Below are 21274 nucleotides of genomic sequence, written 5' to 3' on the forward strand. Positions count from 1 at the left end.
AGTGGGTATCACCGCTGGCGCGGATCGCTGCGCCGCTGCCTCGCTGGCTGTGGCGCAGCGGTTTTGGTGGTCGCCGTGGCGGCTTGGTGGCGGTTGCGTTGGGTGCTGCGGATGGTGCGGGCGTTGCCGGGTACCGGGTCGGACAGGGGACGGGTGGTGAGGGTGAAGGGTGGGGTTTGTTGGCCGTGGACGAGGAGGCGGGCGGCGGCGTGGAAGGCGTCGAGGTTGGCCAGGTCGTGGCTGGACAGCCAGGGTTCGGTGTGACGTGCCAGGTCGCGGGCGTCGTCGGGGGCGGCTGAGAAGATGATCTTGTTGCGGGCGTTGGCTGAAATGCCCTCCCGCAGTTCGCGGGAGAGTTGTCCGAGGTTTTGGTGGGCCAGGGTGAGGGATAGGCGCAGGCCGCGGGCCTCGGCGAGCATGTCCTCGACCGGGGTGGAGAGGTTGAGGAAGTTGTGCGCCTCGTCCAGGATCAGGCTTGCGTCCGCGCGTGCGGTGCCGGGGTGGCGGGTGCGGGCGGTGGTGGCTTGCCAGGTGCGTGCGACGAGCAGGGACCCGACCAGGCGCGCGGTTTCCTCGCCGAGAGATCCTTTGGGGAGTCGGGCCAGGCAGATGCCGCCGTGGTCGAGGACGTGGGCGAGGTCGACTGTGGAGGGGCCGGCGGCGATCGCGGCTTTGACGAAGGGCCGCAGCAGGAAAGCTCTGAGTTTGTTGAGTAGTGGGGCGATGGTTTGGGCGCGGGTGGCCTCACCCATCTCGTCGTAGCTGGTCCAGAACCCTTGCAGGACGGGGTCTTTGATGGTGCGGGTGAGGCGGGCGCGGGTGGGTTCTTCAAGCAGCAGTCGGGGCAGGTCGGCGAGGGTGGCGACGCCGGGTTGGGCGCACAGGGTGAGCAGGCTCGCGCGCAGGACGTCGTCGGTGCGTGGGCCCCAGTGCTGGGAGTAGATGCGGTGAAAGATCGTGACCAGGTTGTCCACGGCGAGATCGATGTCGGCGTCGCGGGTGTCGAGCGGGTTCAAACACGGTGGCCGGGTGCGGGAGTCGGCGTCGAAGAGCACCACGCGGTCGGCGTGGCGAGCGGGGAGCCGGTCGAGGATGTCGGTGATCAGATCGCCCTTGGGGTCGACGACCACCAGCCCGCGCTCACGCTCGGCGTCGTCGAGGATCAGCTGCGCGAGCAGGGTGGACTTGCCGACACCGGTGGCGCCGAGGACGTGCAGGTGATGACGGGCGTCCGCGACCCGAACCGCGACTGGTCGCCCGGTGCCGGTGTCGGCGACACCGAGCGGTTTGGTGTGCGAACCGGCAGTGGCGATCTCCGCGACCGGCGCCACCGCGCGCGCTCCGGCGCGTTGTAGGCCGGGGATTCCGGAACCGTGCGGCAGGTGCGCGATCCCGGCCAATTCCGGGACCGACAGCAGGTCCCCGCGCCGCAGCCAGCGTCGGTCGAGAACGGTGGCGAGGTGGGGTCGGCGGTGGCGGCGGTAGTAGTTGTGATCGGTGGCCGACCCGAACACCGCCGCCACCGCGTGCGCCCGACCGCGCACGACCGCGCGCTCGTGGGTGAGAGTGGCGCGGTCGGCGTCGGCGGGGACCATGGCGGCGACGGCGTAGCGGACGACGGTGTCCCAGTGCGAGCCGCGCGCCTTGTTCGCCGCCGCCCGGGTCCGGGCACTCACCTCCAGCGCGGCCTGCTTATCCGCGGCCGGACTCGACGAAGGGGCGCGGCGCGGGGCTCGCCGGGTCGGTCCTGGGGTGAGCAGGTCCAGCAACTCGACCAGCACCCTGGTCGTGGTCCCGCCGCCCGTCGCGGTGAGGCGGCGGACGCGACGGCCGGCGATCGGGCGCGCGAGGATCTGCACGCAGGCGGCGTGGCCGGGATCGAGGTCGCCGGCAGCGGCGATGAGGTCGCGCACCGGGTCACCCCCGGCGTAATCGATGCGGATGGGCAACGATTCGGGGCGGGCCAGCCGCAACTCGCCACCGGCCAGTACACGCCGGTGCCCGGCATCGGGGCCTGGTAGCGGCGGTCGGGCGGGAACGGTGCGGGTCCGCGCGCCCGGCCAGGCCGATTCCACCGCCCGCTCCACCAGCCCCGGCGGGATCGTGCCGGGCACCCAGAGAAGAATTCGCACGCCCACGTCTGGGGTGATGGTGTATTCGATCCCCAGATGGGGCTGCCCGAGCACGCGTCGACGCCAGCGCGGCCGCAGCAGGCCGACCAGGTGCGACCACAACGCCACCGCCCCCGCCGGATCGACCGTCGGCGGAGCCAGCACCACCACTTCCCGCGCGTTGCGAGACAGCCGCGCCAATCGCAGGCGATCGACCAACTGGATCACCGCGAGCACGGCCACCGCCACACCCGCGAGCCCGATCAGCGCGCCCGGTTCCACAAGCGCACGCAGCAGCGCACCCGGTTCGGTGAGCACACCGAGCGCGGTGCCCGGGTCGGTCAGCAGCCGAGACAGCCAGCCCTGCGACGGGTTCTCTGCGGCGCTCATCGGTTCTCGTCCTGCAGCTCGATGAACCCGGCCCCGGCGTCACCGGCCCTGGTCGTCTCGAGGTAGACCTCGGTGTTCTGGCCGGTGTTTGCGGGTGTGTGCGCGGCGATTTCGCTGGGGTCGCTGGTGATGAGGTCGTGTTCGAGGGGACAGGCGAGGGTTGCGAAGACGCTGCGGTGGGTGCCGGTGGCGAGCAGTCCGTGCCCGCGTGCGGCGGTGAGCAGGAATTGGCGTTCGCCGTCGGAGAGGGAGAACGCGGCCGTGATGTCGTCGATGGCTTGCGGGGCTTGGCGCAGCAGGATCTGGGTGGCGGCGTTGGAGACGATCGCCTTGCCGAGGTCGCTGCTGAGGATGTCGTCGATGTCCTGGGTGGCGATGGTGAGCCCGGCCCAGTATTTGCGGAACGACTTCGCCGCGCGCAGCAGGAATTCCGCGCCGGCGGGCTGGCGCATCAGCCACCACGCCTCGTCGACGGTCACCAGTCGAGGTCGCCGCGTTGCCGGGTTCGACACCTGCCGCCAGGTGAGATCTAGGGCCAGCAGGGTGCCGATCGTCTTCAACTCATCGGGCAGCTCGCGCAGCGAGAACACCACCATCGCCCCGTCGGGGGAGGTCGTGGTGGGGCCGTCGATCAGCCCGGCGAACGCCCCACCCTCGACATACGGCGACAACGCCGCGGCGAGGTCGTCCCCGGCGGCCGACCCGCCGGCGACCAGCTGCTCACGCACCGTGGTCAAGGTCGGTGCGGGCTGGGTCCAGGTGGTGGGGTCGTCGGTGATGCCGGTCGCGGCGTAGGCGGCGGTCAACGCGGTGTCGAGCACCGCTCGTTGCGCCGGCTTCTGTTCGCCGAGCAGGACGCGAAAGAGTGTGTGGGCGAACAGCTTGCGGCGTACGAGGGCGTCGGTGGGTGCGGTGCGGCGGCCATCTGTAAGGGTGTGGATGTCGAGGTCGAACGGGTTGATCCGGACACCGGGGGCGCCGAGGGGCAGGTAGGTAGCGTCCACGGCCTCGGCCAGGGGCCGGTATTCGTCTTCGGGGTCGATGGCGATGACCTCGATCCCCCGATACAAAGACCGCAGGATCTCCGCTTTCACCAGATAGGACTTGCCTGCCCCGGATCGCGCGAGCACAACCGCGTTGTGGTTGTGCGGCTCGGGGCCGAACCGATCCCAGAACAGCAAGCCGCTGGCGGCGTCGCGGCCGTAGAGGACACCGGTCGGGGTGGCGGCGGCGACCGGGTCGTCGACGGGCAGCTGCGGGGAGTTGAACGGAAACCCGGCGGCGAGGGCGTCGGTGTCGAAGGTACGGGTCAACCTTATCGGGTCGACACCGATCGGCAGCGTGGCCGTCCAGCCGGGCACAGCGCGGTAGGTGAGCGGACAGGTATCGATGAGCAGGCTCGCCGCCAACGCCCGCACGGCGGCGATCTCGTCGGCGAGTTCGGCTTCGGAGCCCGCGTGCACGGTCAGGTAGATGCCGACGCTGTAGAGGCGGCCCTCGCCGCGCGCGACCCGCGCGGACAGATCAGCGGCGTCCTCGACGGCGACGTCGACCTGCGGGTCGGCGAGGCGGCCGTGCCCGGCGTCGTGCAGCCGCGCCGATTCCAGGCGTCCGAGCTGGCGGCGAAGACGGGCGGCGGCGGTCGCCGGATCCACCGGGGTGATGTGCACGGCGATGTCGATGCGGCCGGGATGGGTCAGCAGCGGTGACACCCAGCCCGGCGCGACCTCGCGCGGATACCCGGTGACGGCCAGGGTCGCGAGGTAATCGGAGCCGACCTCGAGATGCCGCGCCCCGATCGTCAACGACCCCGGCGCGAACCGCGATCCGGCGGCGCGGCGGAAACCCCGTCCCCGCAACCCGAACCAGCCACCACGAGTGGAGTCCACCGCATCGACAACGGGGTCGGTGTCCGACGGTGCGAACACTTCCGCCACTTTCGCGCCGGTGTCGTCTCCTCGGGTGATGACGGCATCGGGTGGCGCGGTGTCGGCGGAGGCCGCGAGGAGGGAGCCAGGGTTGCAGGCGCCGGCGAGGACCGCGCTCGCTTGGAGTTCGTCGAGTGTGGTGACAGCGATCCCCAGCGGTGCCAGCAGCTCTCTGGCTTCGGTGACTCGCCGCAGCAGCCGGGCCTCGGCGGCGCGACGCGCCGCCGAGGTCACCGTCTGATGGGGGCGGTGGCGGGAGAACCACCAGCCGAGCATTGTCGCCGGCGATGGTCCGCCGAGCCCGGCGGCGGGCATGGTGTCGAGGTCGAGGGGTTCGCGCCAGACCAGCAGAACCTGGTGGCGCAACAGGTCTTCAGTGGCAGCGAGATGGGCTAGGTGGTCGGCGTGGGCGTGCGCGGTGACCGCGAGCTGGTCCGACATGTCCTCGGAGGCGTGGCGAAGTCCAGTTATGTGACCGGACAGGTCCAGGCGTGTCGAGCGGATCAGGATCTGCACCGGCTGGGCCACCGAGTGCAGCCAGCCACCGAGCTGGCCGACGAGCGCTTCCTGCTCCTCGGCGGTGCACAGTGACAGATTGACCGTCCCCGCCGCGGCCACCACGGCCAGGCCGTCGTTACCGAGATTGACCACACCGACCTCCGCGCCAGCGCCAGACGCGGTGACCGACTCCGGCAGTCGCGCATCACGGTCCGACAGCACTCGCGCGACAGGCGCTCTCGGTCGCCGCGCTGCGTTGACGGTCAGCCACTGCGGCGGCGCGCCGACAGCGGGCGTCGCGATGAGGTGGCGGGGGCGCAGCCGGTATCGGATTCCGGCCAGCAGCAGTCGGTCGGCGGTGAGCCCGTCACGGGTGGTGAGCACCAGCATCGCGACGAGGGTGCCGATCGGAGCCGTGGCCGCGACGAACACCAGCGGGCCGAACAGATGCCGTGTGGCGGTCCATGCGAGGTAGCCCAGCGTCGCGGTGGCGGCGAGGATGGCGAGTTGGCGGGCAGTGAACGGGCCGACGACGCGGTCGCGTCGGTCGACATCGGCCGGGATACGAATCGGGGTGGTCATCGAGGCCCTCCTCCGGGTGTGCGCCGGTGACGGCGGGGAACAGGCAGATTCGGCAACGGCAGATGCAGCTGCCGCCCGCGCGGCGGACCAACTGGCGGCGGCACCGGCGGTGGGGTGGGGCGTGCTGTGCGCGGCACGCGTTGCACCGGGATCGGCAGCTGGTACTGGCCATCGCGGCCCACCCGCACCCGCGCGTAGGGGTCGGGCGGGTCGAAATCGAAGGCCAGCTGGCGGCCCCGCGGACCACGCCGCCTAGCCGACGACACAGGTTCCGCCGCGGGCTGGGCGGCGGCGCGTGGCACCCGTTGCACGGGAATCGGCAGCTGGTACTGGCCATCACGGCGCACCCGCGTCCCCGTGTACGGATCGGGAGGGCTGAAATCGAACGCCAACTGCCGACCGGCCGGAGCACGCCGCCGCGCCGCCGGCGCCGGTGACTGCTGCTGGGATGGCGGTTGCGGTGCTGTGCTGCGTCGTACTCGGTGGACTCCGTCCAACGGCAACATCAGCTGCCCATCGCGGGTCGCGCGCACCCGCGCATACGGATCCGACGAGGTGAGCCCGCGAGCGGCACGACCGGCTGGACGCGCGAGCGCGGGCCCGCGAGGACGCTGCGGTGCCGGCGCCCGCAGCGCGGAGCCCACCGCTTTCTCTCCCGATCGCAGCAGCCCGAAGGTTTTGTAGGCGAGGTAGCTCTTGACGATGGTCGCGGTGAACGAGCGCCCGGAGTTGAGTTTGAGCGAGGACAGCAGCCAGAACGGCACCTTGATCAACAGCACCATCAACGCCAATGCGACCAGCAGACTCACCGCGCCGTCGCGGTTGCCGCCGAAGAACCCGAAACCGCCGGGCGTCAACAACACCCGCACCATCGTGACGAGCACCAGTGACTGCGCGACCTGGATGGCCAGGCACGCCGCGAACGCCCGCCACCACCACCGCGCGACACCGTCCAGACCGGGCAGCGCGTGGCACATGAGGGCGAGCGGCGCCGCGACGATCAGCACCACGGTGATCGTGACTCGGATCACGTACACGATCAGCAGCACGGTCACCACGACCACGAGCACGGTGCGCAGCAGAAGGTTGAACAACCCCATCGCCGCGCCGCCGCCGACCGAGGCGAGTTCACGCAACGCGACCCCCGCCGAATCCGGCTCCACACCCTCACCTGCCAGCGCCATGGCCAGGCCGTTGGCGAAGCGGATCGCCATGCTCGCGATGGTCATGCTCATCGCGCCCGCGATGAACCCGACCATGATGCGGGGCACCAGCTCTCGCACACCCCACCGGGTCTGGGCGACCTCATACAGCATCAGCAAGACACCGCCGGCCATCACCAGCAGCCCATACATCACCAGCACCAGCTGCCACGACTGCGACCACAACTCACCGATGCGCGGATACTCCTCCGGCTCCGGGGTGGTCAGCAGCGTCCCCGACAACAACTCCAACAGCGGATTGAGCGCGGAATCCACCATCCGCTCGAAGAACCCATCGATCGCCCGCTGCACACACCCGCCGATATCGCGAACACCGCAATCGGGCTCACCGGAGTCGAACGAACCATCCGGTGATATCGGGGACGTGGGTGCGATCGGAAAGCGGGGAGCTGTCGGGGATTGGGGAGTCGTCGGGACCGTGGTGCCGGGCAGCGGAGTTACCGGCGGTGGGGTAGCAGGCACGGGTGACGGTGGAGCGGTCGTCGACGTCGGTGGGGGAGTCGGCACCGGGGCGGGCGGTGCCTCGTTTGGTTGGGCGCCGGCGATCGCGGTCCCGCACAACACGATCACGATGGCAGCGAGGGCTACCGACAGGAAACGCTGCCGCCTGAGGTGGTGCGGTGGTGAGGGCCCGAACGGTCTGAGCGCCATGGTCAAGCACCCACGATCGACTTCAGGACCTCGACGACCACCGGTGCCAGCATCGCCAGCGCGTATCCGATGCACGCTCCCCGCAGCGCGGTCTTGGCCTTCTCCACCTCGCTGGGGTCACCGGAGGCGATCAGGTAGCGCGCGCCACCGATAGTGAGGCACACCGTCGCGATCAACGCCAAGATCCCCACCAGCCAATCGCGGAGATTGTTGAGGACCTCCTCGAACGAATCCGCCACCGCCAGCACCGCCACCGGTTGCGCACCAGCAGACCCCGCGACCACCACCCCCACCACACACGCCGGCCCCGCTAACGCCAGGACACCGGCGCTTCGGCGCAGCATCCGATGGGACCGAGCCGATAACTCCAACGACGAACGTGTTACGCGCATCGGCGATTCACCTCCATATCAGCCGGTTGCGCGGGGCCCGCCGAAGGACGCCCGCACTCCGAGACACGGAAAGGCGGGTGCGTGTTCAACACCGACACCCGGTCACGGCCACCGCGTTCACGCCGAGCGGCGGCGTGGTGCGGAGGCGGGGAGACGAGCTCGCTCCTGTCGTGGGCGCGATCGGTGAGCCAGGTGGCGAGTTTGCGTTCGGCGCGGCGGCGCACCTGCTGCAGCGCCTTGTAGGAGGCGCCGCGCTCGGCGGCGACCATGGTCAGTGACCGCCGCTCCAACCGGGTCGCCGCGATCAGCTCCGCCGCCTTCGGAGTGATGACGCCCTCGGCGACAGCGTCGGCGAGAACCAGCTCCGGATGCCCGGCCGGCGCGGCCCCGATATGCCGTCCGGCCGGGTGGTGTTCGCCTGCGCCGGTCAGGTCGGCGTCCGGACGAGGCGCGGCCTGATCGGCGAGTGCCCAAGCGCGCGCGCATCGGTAGGTCGCCCACCCGATGCGGTGCAGCACGAACGGCCGACCCAGATCCACCCGCGCCAACTCGGCCACGAACCCTGCCACCACCGTCGCTTCGACTTCCTCGCGCGAGCGCATCCAGGACTTCGCGACTCGCCGCGTGAGACCGGCCAGCATCGGCAGTGCGACGCCCACACACGCCACCACCGCCGCCCCACCATCACGGCGCGACCGCTCGATCAACCGCACCCAAATCGCGTCAACCGCCTCGATCGGCACGCTCGGATCCAGCAGCAACTCCCGCAGCTCACCCCACGACACCGCCCGCCCGACCCTCGCCACCCCGGGCGGGACCGGTTCGTCGGCCACCCGGCCGAACGCCGCCCGCATCACCCCCAACGGCGACTCCGCCCGGTCCTCCCAGCGGTTGGGCGATCTCCGATACGACGCATCCATCTCGGCTCCCTAGATCGGCGAGAAACAACATCTGGCCGAACCAGGTCACACAACCCACGCCACCGAAACGCCACTGAACAACCACGGGCCGTCCACCGCGCAACCGGACATCAACCAGCAGTGGCCACACCCCAATCCGGCGGCGCATCACTGGCGCACGTGCCCGCTACCTGCACTTGTGTCGATCCGGTGGCGCCACGGTGGCGATCGGTGGCATCCCGGCTCGCCCGACAACGCACCGGAATTGGAACGCGGAACCAGCGTGTGACTCGGGCCGCCGAACTCGTTGTCCGCCTCGCCGGCCTCCCACTAGGAGGGAGCCGCTGTGCCCACCCGGCTCACCACCCACAGGGTGTTGAAAACCGTCGTTTGCGTCGGAGTCGAAGGGATGCACCCGCTTTCCTCGATGCCAGGAGCGTTCTCATGCCCTCATCCGCACAGGCTCGGTCACCGCGCCACAGCACAACTACTGGCGCGCGGCGCAGGCAGCCGGTCCCGTCGACCATCTGGGCTGCTGGACCCGACCCCATCGACCGCACCGACCGATGGCCCGCGCCGATCGTGAGGCGCGCGGCCACCGAGTTCAGCCGAGCCGGCGACCGGATCCTGCTCGCCACCCCGATCAACGCAGACCACCGACCGCGAACACACAACCGAGCCCCGGCGGCGAACGCCGGCCCCTACAGCGCCCTCGAAACACTCGGCCGCCAGCCCGCGATCCTGCCGATCTTCACCGAGTGCGACACCCCTCCGGTGGCACACGAACCGACCGCGGACGCCGACCTCATCCTCGCCAGCCTCCTTCCCGCACACCCCGGCGATCAGGTCGTCGACCACCTGGCCGCCCTCGCCGCGCAGCGGCTCCGCGCCGACGGCGTCCTCACCGTGCTCACCCGCAGCGCCCACGCCAGCGACGGCACCCTCCTCGACCCCACCGGCCACGTCGTGCACGCCGCCCAAACCTGCGACCTGCTCTATCTCTCCCACATCGTCGCCACCCCCATCCACAACGACACCATCACCCCCGACCCCACCCCGCCACCGCCCGATGCCCGCCCCGCGCCTCGGCATCAGGTCGTGCACACCGACGTCCTGGTCTTCCTCCAAGCCCGCTGAACCGAAGGATCAACGACGCGGAGACGAGTGACAACCGTCGCCAGAAAGGCCCGCCATGACCACCAACCCCGCACCCGCTGACGCCACCCGCAACACCCAGCCTGTGTCGGTCTGGACCACCGCCCAAACCTCCCCAGCGGCCCAACGCCGCGGCCGTTATCACCCCGACAGCTCCGCCCACCCCGCCAAAATGCTGCCCGCCGTCGCAGCCCACGCCATCACCCACTACACCCGCCCCGGCGACCTCGTCCTCGACCCCATGTGCGGTATCGGCACCACCCTGGTCGAAGCCGTCCACGCGGGTCGCCGCGCAATCGGTGTCGAATACGAAACCCGCTGGGGCGACATCGCCCGCACCAACCTCGAACTCGCCCGTGACAACGGAATCGACCACCACGCCACCGTCTACACCGGCGACGCCCGCAAACTCTCCACCCTGATCCCCGACCACTACCGCGACAGCGTCGGCCTCGTCATCACCTCACCTCCCTACGGCGACTCCACCCACGGCCAAGTCCGAGTCAAAGCCGGAGAAGGCGTGCACAAGTACAACCACCGCTACGGCGCCGTCCTCGACCGCGGCAACCTCGCCAACCTCGGCCTCGGCCGACTCCTGTCCGGCTTCACTCGGATCCTTACCGGCCTCACCCCGTATCTGCGACCCGGCGGCCACGTCGTCATCACCGCCCGCCCCTGGCGCCAACACGCCGAACTCGTCGACCTCCCCGCCCACCTCATCACCTGCGCCACCCTCGCCGGCCTCACCCCCGTCGAACGCTGCGTCGCCCTACTCGGCCGCCTCACCGACAACGACCTCATCGCCCGCAGCAGCTTCTTCCAACGCGATTTCATCACCAAACAACGCACCTCCGGGCTACCTCTACACCTCATAGCCCACGAAGACGTCATCGTCCTACAACGCGCACACACCGCCCGACCTGCGACAGAGGCCAGCCAGGTACAACTGAGTGGCCGTGTCGAATCCGCCCCGGCTCGAGACATTGCCTCCGGGGCCGGAGAGGCGGCAGCGTGACCTAATCGTCATTCGCCGCTGGTCGGGTCTTTGTGTATTGGGTACGGCGGTAACCGGTCGGAACCAGCCTGGGTTCCAACCATCGGCTTCGTCAGTGCAGCTGGGGAAGCGGCCCGGCTCCGATGTCTCAATGCCATTCACCGCATCGACTGGGCCGCCACCGACTCTTACCTACCTAATTGCTACGAAGGTTCGGCACCGTGTCGCCGCTCGATCATGGGCCCATCGTCCGTGCCATACATGAATGCCCGCAGCGCCCGGCTGCATGAAGGGTCTTGTAGCTGGCCCATCGCCTTCTTCTCGATCTGGCGAATCCGCTCGCGCGTAACCCCGTAAGACTGTCCGATTTCGTCGAGCGTCTTCGGCGAATCGTCCAAAAGGCCGAACCTCATCGAGACGACAGCGGCTTCCCGTTCACGGAGTGTTCCGAGCGCCGTGGCGATCTGGCTCTGCAGGAGAGGCAGCACGATCTCGCGTTCGGGGTCGGCGTAGGGATCAGCGCTCTCGTAGATGTCGCCCAGCGTCGCTTCTGCGTCGTGGGCGACTGGCGTATCCAACGAGAGGATATCGTGCCGCCCGAGTGTCAGGCACTCCGTCACCTCGCGATCAGTCAATTCGCAGGCCAAGGCCAGCTCGTGAATCGAAGGCGCCTCGCCGTCAACGGTCAGCCGAGCATGGGTCTGCCATACCTTCTGCACACGCTCGTACATATGCACCGGAAGTCGGATCATGCGCGACTCGTTGGCGATCGCGCGGGTGATGGCTTGACGTACCCAGTTCATGGCGTAGGTCGAGAACTTGTTGCCCAACTTCGGGTCGAACAGCTCGACGGCGCGAATGAGCCCTACCATTCCGTGCTGGAACAGGTCGTCGACGGTCATGCCCGACGGTGTGTAGCGTTTGGCGACAGAACGCACGAGCCTCTGGTTATGGAGCAGTAAGCAGACCGCCGCCTCGCGTGCTTCGCCGCTCAGCTTGGTGAAGTCGCCCTGTTCAAGAGGCTTTCCGGCCTCTCCTCGTACCAGTATCGCGAGGCCCACTTCCTCGTCGGATCGCAGCAAGGTGCTAGCCAGTTTGGACGCGGGAATATGACGATCCGCCAAAATCCGCCTACGAGCGACCTCCACGGCATCATCCCGGGCGCTGGCGGACGTATCCGAGGAGCGCGGGGGCGGCTCATGATCGCGCTCGGGCGTCACGGTCAGGCCGCGATCGGAGGTGTCGTGATGTGAATCGACAGGCGCGCAGTCCTCCACGATGTCGATGCCCGCTTTAGCGAGCAGTCGATCGATCTCGGCGGCGAGATTCTCGGGCGGTGTCCGTAGAGTCCCGAGTACTCGATCGATGCGGGAGCGCCGGATCACGTGGTCCTTGACAAAGGGTTGGAGCCGCACCAGCACTCGGCCCATGTACTCAACGTCCATGTCGACCACCCCTATGGCCCCCCAAACTCCCGCACGCGGAGCGGGTATCCGGCAGGATGGCACTGAAGCCCAACCCGTGGAGAACCGCCTTGAGAATGATCCCGGCCGAGCTCGGTTCGGTACCGACAACGACGTCTGAGCAACGCGTGTTCGACGCGCTGGCAGCCAGCGGCCTTCGGGGCACGGCCCTGCATTCCCTCAACCTACCCACGCACGAGTACAAGCTCAGTTCCGAACTCGATTTCGTGCTGGTGCTCGACGAGCTAGTGCTGGTTGTAGAGGTCAAGGGTGCCCATATCTCTTGTAACAACGGGTTGTGGACGTACAGCGACCGTAGCGGACACCACCGACAAGATCGCGAAGGTCCGTTCAAGCAGGTCAGCAGCGGTATGTACGCATTACGTGATCGGCTTCGTGCGCAGATAGGCGCCGCTGTCGATGACATCGCGTTCGGGTACCTTGTGGTTACTCCCGACGTCGATCTGGCGCTGAGCAGTTTCGAGTGGGATGCCGAGACCTACTGCGGCCGGGGCGCGTTCAGTCGAGACTTCGTCGGGACGTTGGTCAAGGATACGATCGCCTACTGGCGGCGTCGTCAGCCCGCCAAGCTGCCGATCGACAAGCACCTGCATGGGCGGCTCGTTCAGCAACTGCGCCCCAGCTTCGACCGCTCCCCCTTGCTCGACGCCCGGGCCAGCATGCTGGACGTCGCCTTCGTTCGGCTGACCGACGAACAGTTCACCAGGCTCGACTTGATCAGAGAAGCACCCCGCGTGCTATGTAACGGGGGAGCGGGAACCGGAAAGACCTTCCTGGCGACGGAAGTCGCCCGGCGCCAAGATCTCGCTGGGCGTACGGTGCTGTTCGTCTGCCGAAGTGAGATGTTGGCGGCATTCGTTCGTGAACTGCTGGTCGGAACCCGCGTAGTGGTTCACGCGGCGACTGAACTACCCATCGATCAGCAGTTCGATACCGTAGTGGTCGACGAGGCGCAGGACATGATGAACTTCGACCTGCTCGACCTCCTCGAGGCGACTGTCGTCGGTGGCTGGAGCGATGGGCGGTGGGTCATGTTCCTGGACCAGAACCGCCAAGCCGACCTGTATGGGGATTTCGACCCCGAGGCCTTGCAGTACATTCAGTCGTTCAATCCAGTGCCCGCCGCGCTCCAAACCAACTGTCGGAACACTCGCGAGATCGCCTTCCAGACGCGGGCGCTCACCGGAGCCGACACCGGCGTCGCGGCGGCTGGCTCCGGGCCGCGGGTCGAGTTCGTAACGGTCGACGAGCAGGCGATGGAGACGGCGGCGTTGGAAACGTACCTGCGGGAGCTTCGTGACCACGAGGTACCGGTCAGTGCGGTAACCATAGTCTCCCTGCGTGGTGACTGGGAGACGAGTGCCGCCCGGGGGCTTCGAGCCGCACGCAAGGGGCAACTGCGGCGACTCGATAAGAACTCCGCGGCGCGTTGGCCGGGTAGCGGACTCACCTGGGCGTCAGCGGTGGATATCAAAGGACTGGAAAACCGATTCGTTTGCGTCATCGACATCGACTCCCTCGATACTGAGCTGGAGATGAACCTTCTCTATGTCGCGCTGAGTCGTCCGCGGGCCGGCCTATGGATCGCAACCAGTCGAGCGGTAGCGGCCCGGGCGGCTGAGTTGTACAAGATCCATGCCGGAACGGCTCTTGACGCACTGAACAAGGCGGGCGCATGACCACACTCTCAGATGTTCGCTCGGACTTCGTCGATTACGTTCGACGCCAGCTAGTCGGGCCGTTCGATGGCCCAACCGAGATCATCTTCGACCCGCCTAACCGCCGGTACCTCATGGGTACGTTGCACCCCCGAAAGACGGAGTTCGCCGGGTACGTTCAGGAGGAGGGCGAGCCCGAAGACGAGTCGGCGACCGCGGCCGGCGGCGATGAGAGCCGGTTCAGCGATGATCCGGTCTCAGCGGCCAACGATTTCTTGCCGGCGTCACAGGGTCTGTCATTCTTCACGACGGCGAGCGAGCTGACGATCAACGCCCGCGCTGCGGAGTACGAACTACTCAGTGGCGCCGCCGCCGTGGAAGCTCTCGCCGATCAGGAGGTTCGAGACGGGGGGCCCACCGAGGAACAGGACGAGGACCCGCGTCGGAAATCCCCGGGATCAAGGCGTATATGGCGTCGCAAACAGTTGCCGGACGCGAGGGTATTCATCTCTGCCGAGAAGGCCATGCCCCGGCCGATCTGGGACGGGAAGGCGGAGATTCACGTTCGCTGGCGTGAGTACCCTCACGGGAATCTCGTGACCGTCACCTTGGTGAACGCCCGTAGCATTGATGGTGAGAGCCCGAAGCCAGGCTGGGAAGATATCCTGCTCCAGGTCGAGTTCGACGTGAGCGTGGACGGCGCGGGTGAGCTCCTGGAGTACCCCTCGGTGACACTGGTCTCCCACGATCCCGAGGAAGAAGAGCTTCGGCTGATGCACCGCAAGGCGCGCGTCTTCGCCATCGGCCACGGCTGCTCTCCGGAGTGGCGAGAAATCGAGGGAATGGTTACCGGCGTCCGCACGGAGGTCATGCCGTCGTTCGTCGTTCCTCGCGTTCGTCCCGACGGCGACTCGATGCGGGCGCTTGACATCGCCTGGCTCGCCGACGCCTCGACCGATGTCACCGAACTCGTGCGCGAGCTAGACGCGTTCGTTGACCCATACTCGATGTGGATCGAGCGGGTAAGCGCCGAGGCCGCCGCACTGGACGAGCGTTACAAGGACGCCGCGGCGTCCGTGATCGATCGTCTTGTGCGCGCTCGCGACCGGATGCGCGCGGGGGTCCGCGTGTTCGCGCAGCACCCTGACCGCGCCAGGCTGATCGAAGCGTTTCGACTGGCCAACCGCGCCATGTTGATTCAGAGGCGGCACAGCGAGGATGACTTGGCCGGTACACGCCACCCGCGTGTCGACGCCCCCGAGGCGCCAACGAACTATCTCGGTGGCGCTGAGTGGCGGCCGTTCCAGCTGGGCTTCTTCCTTACCACCCTGCGGGGAGTGGCGGACCCGGCGGACGAGGATCGAAATGTCGTTGACCTGATCTGGTTTCCGACAGGCGGAGGTAAGACCGAGGCCTATCTGCTCGTCGCCGCATTCGAGATCTTCCGACGGCGGCTGACAGAAGGCGCCGCCGGAGGAGGCACGGCGGTCGTCAGCCGCTACACGCTGTCGCTATTGACCGCCCAGCAGTTCCAGCGCACGGCGTCAATGATCGTCGCCTGCGAATACCTACGGCGCGAGAATCCAGTCCGCCTAGGTGATGAGCCGATCTCCGTCGGGCTGTGGGTCGGGGAAGCGACTACGCCGAACCGCTACGTCGTCGCGCGCGACCTCTTCGACGAACTGCGCGACGCTGGTGAAACCGATGACCGGTTCCTTCTGGAGCGCTGCCCGTGGTGCGGAACCGAGATAGTGCCCCGTGAACACAGCGACGACGACGCTGACTACGGCATCGTCTGCACAGATCAGTCGTTCGAGTTTCGCTGCCCGTCAACCATATGCGAGTTCCACGACGAGCTCCCGGTCCGGGTGATCGATGACGCGTTATACGCCAGTCCACCGACCTTCTTGCTCGGAACGGTGGACAAGTTCGCCCAGCTCGCCTGGGTGCCGGAATCGGGCAAACTGTTCGGGCGTGCCAATGGCACGCTTCCCCCGTCGCTCATCATCCAGGATGAGTTGCACCTTCTGACCGGCCCGTTGGGTACGACCGTCGGACTATACGAGGCGGCGATCAACCTGCTCTGCGAGTGGAAGGGTCGCCCACCGAAGGTCATCGCCTCCACCGCCACGATCCGACGGGCCACAGCGCAGATCAAAGGCCTCTTCGGTCGACCGGTCGATTTGTTCCCGCCGGCCGGGATCGACGCCGGCGACTCCTACTTCGCACGGGAGGACAAGTCGTCGCCCGGACGCTTGTACGTCGGCATGATGGCTCAAGGGCACACCTTCGACACGGCCGTCGTGCACTCTGGCACTGCACTTCTACAAGCGCCGATAGACCTCGGACTGTCAGGAGCCGCCCGGGACGCCTACTGGACAGTGGTCGCCTACCACAGCTCCCTCCGCGAGCTCGGCAAGACGGTCACCATCGCGCGCGATGATATCCACTCCCGGTTGGACAGTCTGATCGTGAACCGCCCCAAACGCGAGTACGACGTCGATGAGCTGTCCTCGACAGTCCCACGCGCCCAGCAGCCACGCCTTCTCGAGCGCTTGAACAAGCCGTGCTCCGACAAGAACTCCGTGCATTTCCTGGCCACATCGAGCATGTTGTCCGTGGGCGTGGACGTTCCTCGCCTTGGGCTGATGCTTATGAACGGGCAACCGAAGGCCACCGCCGAGTACATTCAGGCGACCAGTCGCGTGGGACGCTCGACGGCGCCCGGCCTGGTATTCGACCTGTTCCGCGCCACCAAACCGCGCGACAGATCCCACTACGAGAACTTCCGCGGGTATCACTCAGCACTCTACCGCCACGTCGAGCCAACCAGCGTGACCCCGTACTCACCACCGTCACGTGAACGCGCGCTTCACGCCGCGTTGGTGATCCTCGTAAGACACAAGCTTGGCCTGAACACGGACGGACGAGCCGGCGAGATCATCGAACACGAGGCTGAGGTTCGAGAATTGGCGGACAAGCTGATCGAGGTGGTGGAACGTGTCGAACCCCGCGAACGTGTTGGCGCGCGGAGCCACTTGGACAGGTTCATCGACGACTGGCTGGATCGTGCGCGGCGAGCCCACGCGGACAACAAGCTCTTGTACTACAAGCCGAACGGCAAAGGTCACATCAACCTCATCAAACCGTTCCATGCCAAGGGCGACGCGTGGCCGACACTCGGTTCGATGCGCAATGTCGACATGGAGTCTCTGATCGAGGTTCTACACGGCGCGGCGTCGTCGAAGGGAAAAAAGTAGGCAATGCAACGCAAGATCAGGCAGTCGCAGACCATCGTCCCCTTCGGCGTCGGAGCGATCTTCGACTTCCAGGGCGAGTCACTCGTAGGATGTGACATCTACCGGTGGGGTGGCCGCGGCGAAAACATCCACAGCGATCGGTTGGCCGCCGCACTCGGCGTGACCCAGTTTCGGGCAGCGCCGTCGATCGAAAGCAATTCCTGGGCACCATCGAAGGCCGGTGTACCATACTCTCGTTTTCCGGCTTGGCTATTCTGCCAGAAGTGCCGGCGCATGACTCGGTGGAAGCGCTCGCTGGAGCAAGAGGGAAAGTCTCCGACCTGCGGCGGCTGTTCTGGCCGCAAGGCCTTGGTGCCGATGCGTTGGATCCAGATCTGTCCGAAGGGACATATGGATGACATCGACTGGCGTCGGTGGGCACACTCCCGCAGTTCCAATCCTGACTCCCGCCAGTGTCAGAAGGACAACCTGTGCTTCGAGACGATCCCGGGCAAGGGAGGCGGTGGTCTCGACACCCTCCGAGTCCGATGCCAGAGTTGTCAGAGTGGTCGAAACCTGATGGGAATAACCTCCACTGGTTCTCTAAAGTCAATCGGTGTCTCCTGCGGCGGTCGGCAGCCGTGGCAACGCGTCGACGAAGGTACCGAATGTGATGAGATTCCCGTGGCGGTGCAGCGCGGAGCCAGCAACGTCTACTTCCCTGTCGTCCACTCGTCTATCGAGATTCCGAATCCGTCGAGGTCCGACGCGGGCAGCGAGAAGGCCATGGCCATCAAGGCTGACGATTGGTTCCGGCCATTGATGACGGTCAACGAGGACGCTCCGATGTTCGGCCCCACTGTGCAAACCCTGGCGGAGCGGCACGATGTGACCGAAGACTACGTCAAAGCTCTCGCTCGAGACGAGAAGCAGCGCGAAGCCGGGCGCGCGACAGCCGTCGAGGCGACGCCTGGGGACCTCCTCAGCGAGGAATGGGCGGCCTTTCTGACTCCGATGGAGAACTCGGACGATCGATACTTCCGGACGCGGCACGTAGGCCTGACCTCGGGCGTCGCGGACAGCGACGCCATAACGTCGTTGCTCGCGGACCGTATCGACAAGGTGGTCTTGGCGGACCGCTTACGTGAGGTGCGCGCGTTGGAGGGCTTTCATCGGGTCAAGCCCGGTGACAGAACGACCTTGGTGAAGGCCGCGCTCAACCACCCGGTCAGCTGGCTGCCGGCGATCGAAGTCGGGGGTGAGGGGATCTTCCTGTCGCTGGACGAGAACCGCCTCAACGTTTGGGAGCAGCGGGACGACGTGCGCGACCGCGTCGCGGAACTGGAAGAGCGCCTGGACGAGTCATTCATGGCGCCTCGGCTGCGGGAACGGACGGGTCCGATCCTCAGCCCCCGCTACGTGCTTCTGCACACGTTCGCCCACTTGATGATCCGCCGCTTGGCCTTCGAATCCGGGTACGCGGCAACGAGCCTGCGCGAGCGTGTATACGCGAGAAGTGCCCCGGAGTCGGACGGCGCCGCCAAGCAAGCCGGAATCCTGATATACACCGCTGCCGGCGACTCCGAAGGCACGCTAGGAGGTTTGGTACGTCTAGGCGAGCCACCCACGCTGCGAACCACCATCCTGGAAGCGTTGCAGGACGCCATGTGGTGCTCATCTGATCCGCTCTGCAGCGAGAACCTGGCCTCCACCTTCGCCAGCCTCAACATCGCGGCCTGCCATGCTTGCTCCCTCGTAGCCGAAACAAGCTGCGAGAGCGGCAATTACCTGCTGGACCGAGGCCTGGTCGTCGGCAACGACAAAGTGCGCGGCTTCTTCAAGCCAGTGCTCGACGCGGCCCTCGAAGCGGCGGTCGATGGCGTCAGGGGCGCGGAATGAGGTTGCCGGATTTCGAGGACCTGTCCACAGAACAGGATCGCTTCTACAGTCTCGGCCTCGATGGCAACTACTTGGTGAGCGGACCCCCTGGTACCGGAAAGTCCGTGATGGCGCTCTATCGCGCCCAGGCGTTGACTTTCGACGATCGCGAGCCGGCCGTGCTCATGTATTCGAAGGTGCTCCGGCAATACACCGAACAAGCGGCCAAAGAATTGGGCATCGCGGGATATGTGACCACCTTTCATAAGTGGTTCTGGGACTTCTGGCGGCAGCACTACCAGACCAGCCCTCCCACCGTTACCGGAAGCTCGTACGAGGTGGATTGGGCTCAGGTCGCCCAGTCGTTCATCTCCAATCCCCCGGAACTCGGTGGGCTAGTGGACCTTATCGTCGACGAAGGGCAGGACCTACCACTCGGCTTCTTCAGGATCGCGCGCTTCGTCGCGAAGAACATCACGGTCTTCGCTGACGAGAACCAGCAGTTGTTCGACAACAACACAACGCTGCGCGAGATCGCGTCAGCGATCGGAGCTCGCGAGCACCTGACCCTCCTGGGCAACCACCGCAACACCGCGGAGATAGCCGCCGTAGCCGCCAAGTACTACTCCGGCGCGCCGTCTGGACTCCCGAACCCTCCAAAGCGCCATGGCGATACGCCGACGCTCAAGCGACACGTGAGTGTGGACGAGTTCGTGGATAGTGTCGTCCAGTACGCCAAGACACACACTGACCTGACGATCGGTGTGGCATGCGTCAACCAAACGGTGCAGCGCAAACTCTACCGCGCGCTGTCGAACCGCGAGCTGCCCGTCCCCGTCCAGCAATATATCTCGGCTAGCCGGCAGCACAGAGTCCTTGACTTCGATACGCCAGCAGTGACGTTGGCGCACTACAAGTCAATGAAGGGCTTGGAATTCGACACGCTATTCGTGCCCGAGCTTCAACAGGTGACAGCTGACGCGACATCCGCGGTCACGCGTATGACGTTCTACGTGGTGATGTCCCGGGCCCGCCACGAACTCCACCTATCCTGGAGTGGTGCTCCGGACGTGCCGAGCATCGTCGCGGACCTCACCGGCCTGGTGTCGGAACAGTGACCAAACGGACGCCAGAGTGTCGTGATGAGAAGCCAGAAGCCGGAGACCCGGCGCGGGAACACGACACCTGACGGGGTACGAGATAAACCCGCTACGGAAATCAACCAGCGAAGGCCATCGACAGCCGGCGCAGCGGGAGCGGACCTCAAACCGTGGCGGTCCGCCACATCACCGTCAAACCATTCTGAGAGTCCAACGCGAGTTCTGGGACCCTAAAGGTAGCCCCGTTACGCCGCGGCTGTCGCGAACCCGCCGCCTCCCTGGCCACGGCCACTAAACCGACTGGCCGGAAGCATGACCCGGCCGTTGTGGTGGGCCCGCGGGCTGGCTCGGCGGGACAGCGATCGACTTCGATGGTCGACCGTTCGATGGTAGCGCGACAAATCTCCTGGCATGGTTGCTCAGTCCTGTCGGTCCGGACTGGATGGATCACGCGCCAACGCGGCCGGGTCATGGTGCGGGAGCCTGGCCCGGGCGGTCCGTAGCTGTTGGATCGTCTGAACGATCCGCATAGCAGCGGCCTCGGGATCCTCATGCTCCCACACGCGAATAACCGTCCACCCTGCATCGCGGAGCTGGCGATCGGTGTCGCGATCACGGGTTCGGTTGGCGTCTATCTTCTCGAACCAGAACCCGGAGTTCTTCGTCGCTGGTCGGTGATGTTCGGGACATCCGTGCCAGAAGCAGCCGTCGACGAAGACGGCTACCCGATCGGCCTTGAACGCGATGTCCGCGGTTCGTCGAAGTCGCGGAACCGGCCTCACCGCAACCCTATAGCGCAAACCGAGGGCGTAGAGCCGCCTTCGCAACGCCAGTTCCGGCCCGGTGTCCTTGTTTCGGTTCGCGCGCATGACGGCGCGTACGGCGGCGGAGGAGGCCTTGGATTCCGGCGGAAGCGAACGGTCCACCACGAGACCTTGCTCGTGGGCCGCACGCCACGCTTGGACGAGATTGTCCCGTCGCGAATCATGCGTGACCTCGCATATATAACGCTCCACGGACCTGCCCCCGCAAGACCACCGCAGGTAAGCGCGAATCCGACGGGTACGTTGGTAGACCCGGAGCGAGACTGAC

At 66.7% G+C, this 21274-nt stretch carries 13 protein-coding genes; 6 read left to right on the forward strand and 7 right to left on the reverse strand.

Going from position 1 to position 21274, the window contains the following annotated elements; translation table 11 throughout:
* Positions 1-8: 8 nt before the first annotated feature.
* From FEK34_RS26615 to FEK34_RS26635, 5 genes are all read right to left on the reverse strand, one after another.
* A complete protein-coding gene (locus FEK34_RS26615) occupies positions 9-2501 on the reverse strand; it encodes a type IV secretory system conjugative DNA transfer family protein (protein WP_138452193.1) in 2493 nt (830 codons plus the stop codon).
* Complete coding sequence (locus tag FEK34_RS26620; protein WP_138452195.1) at positions 2498-5509, reverse strand: PrgI family protein; 3012 nt, start codon at positions 5507-5509, stop codon at positions 2498-2500. Before FEK34_RS26620 ends, FEK34_RS26615 begins: the two co-directional genes overlap by 4 nt.
* Positions 5506-7023, reverse strand: a complete 1518-nt coding sequence (locus tag FEK34_RS26625; RefSeq protein WP_138452196.1) for a hypothetical protein — start codon at positions 7021-7023, stop codon at positions 5506-5508. The genes FEK34_RS26620 and FEK34_RS26625 overlap by 4 nt, the downstream gene beginning before the upstream one ends.
* 362 nt (positions 7024-7385) lie before the next feature.
* On the reverse strand, positions 7386-7727 hold the full coding sequence (locus tag FEK34_RS26630) for a pilin (protein ID WP_138452197.1): 342 nt from the start codon (positions 7725-7727) through the stop codon (positions 7386-7388).
* 38 nt (positions 7728-7765) lie between these two features.
* Positions 7766-8695 carry a hypothetical protein gene (locus FEK34_RS26635; protein ID WP_138452198.1) on the reverse strand — a complete coding sequence of 310 codons (930 nt, stop codon included), beginning with the start codon at positions 8693-8695 and terminating at the stop codon, positions 7766-7768.
* Between the two features lie 423 nt (positions 8696-9118).
* On the opposite strand from FEK34_RS26635, the gene FEK34_RS26640 reads away from it, so the two are divergent.
* Entirely contained in the window at positions 9119-9811 is a 693-nt protein-coding gene (locus tag FEK34_RS26640; protein WP_138452199.1) for a hypothetical protein, read from the forward strand.
* A gap of 55 nt (positions 9812-9866) precedes the next feature.
* Positions 9867-10844, forward strand: coding sequence for a TRM11 family SAM-dependent methyltransferase (locus tag FEK34_RS26645; protein WP_138452200.1), 978 nt, complete (start codon positions 9867-9869; stop codon positions 10842-10844).
* Between the two features lie 182 nt (positions 10845-11026).
* Here the strand turns inward: FEK34_RS26645 and FEK34_RS26650 are convergent, their stop codons facing one another.
* On the reverse strand, positions 11027-12268 hold the full coding sequence (locus tag FEK34_RS26650) for a sigma-70 family RNA polymerase sigma factor (protein WP_138452201.1): 1242 nt from the start codon (positions 12266-12268) through the stop codon (positions 11027-11029).
* Positions 12269-12324: 56 nt separating this feature from the next.
* Here FEK34_RS26650 and FEK34_RS26655 point away from each other — a divergent pair, with 56 nt between their 5' ends.
* From FEK34_RS26655 to FEK34_RS26670, 4 genes are read left to right on the forward strand one after another with little or no spacing between them, the layout of a single operon-like run.
* Positions 12325-13986, forward strand: a complete 1662-nt coding sequence (locus FEK34_RS26655) for an NERD domain-containing protein (protein WP_138452202.1) — start codon at positions 12325-12327, stop codon at positions 13984-13986.
* Positions 13983-17225 (forward strand): helicase-related protein, encoded by a 3243-nt coding sequence (locus FEK34_RS26660; protein ID WP_138452203.1) that lies wholly within the window; start codon positions 13983-13985, stop codon positions 17223-17225. The genes FEK34_RS26655 and FEK34_RS26660 overlap by 4 nt, the downstream gene beginning before the upstream one ends.
* 3 nt (positions 17226-17228) lie before the next feature.
* Positions 17229-19103 carry a DrmB family protein gene (drmB, locus tag FEK34_RS26665; protein WP_138452204.1) on the forward strand — a complete coding sequence of 625 codons (1875 nt, stop codon included), beginning with the start codon at positions 17229-17231 and terminating at the stop codon, positions 19101-19103.
* A complete protein-coding gene (locus FEK34_RS26670; protein WP_138452205.1) occupies positions 19100-20200 on the forward strand; it encodes a hypothetical protein in 1101 nt (366 codons plus the stop codon). The genes drmB and FEK34_RS26670 overlap by 4 nt, the downstream gene beginning before the upstream one ends.
* Before the next feature lie 401 nt (positions 20201-20601).
* Here the strand turns inward: FEK34_RS26670 and FEK34_RS31015 are convergent, their stop codons facing one another.
* Positions 20602-21108 carry a very short patch repair endonuclease gene (locus tag FEK34_RS31015; RefSeq protein ID WP_283206618.1) on the reverse strand — a complete coding sequence of 169 codons (507 nt, stop codon included), beginning with the start codon at positions 21106-21108 and terminating at the stop codon, positions 20602-20604.
* Between the last annotated feature and the right edge of the window lie 166 nt (positions 21109-21274).

It is taken from the genome of Nocardia cyriacigeorgica, from assembly GCF_005863245.1.
GTDB classification, from domain to species: Bacteria; Actinomycetota; Actinomycetes; order Mycobacteriales; family Mycobacteriaceae; genus Nocardia; species Nocardia cyriacigeorgica_C.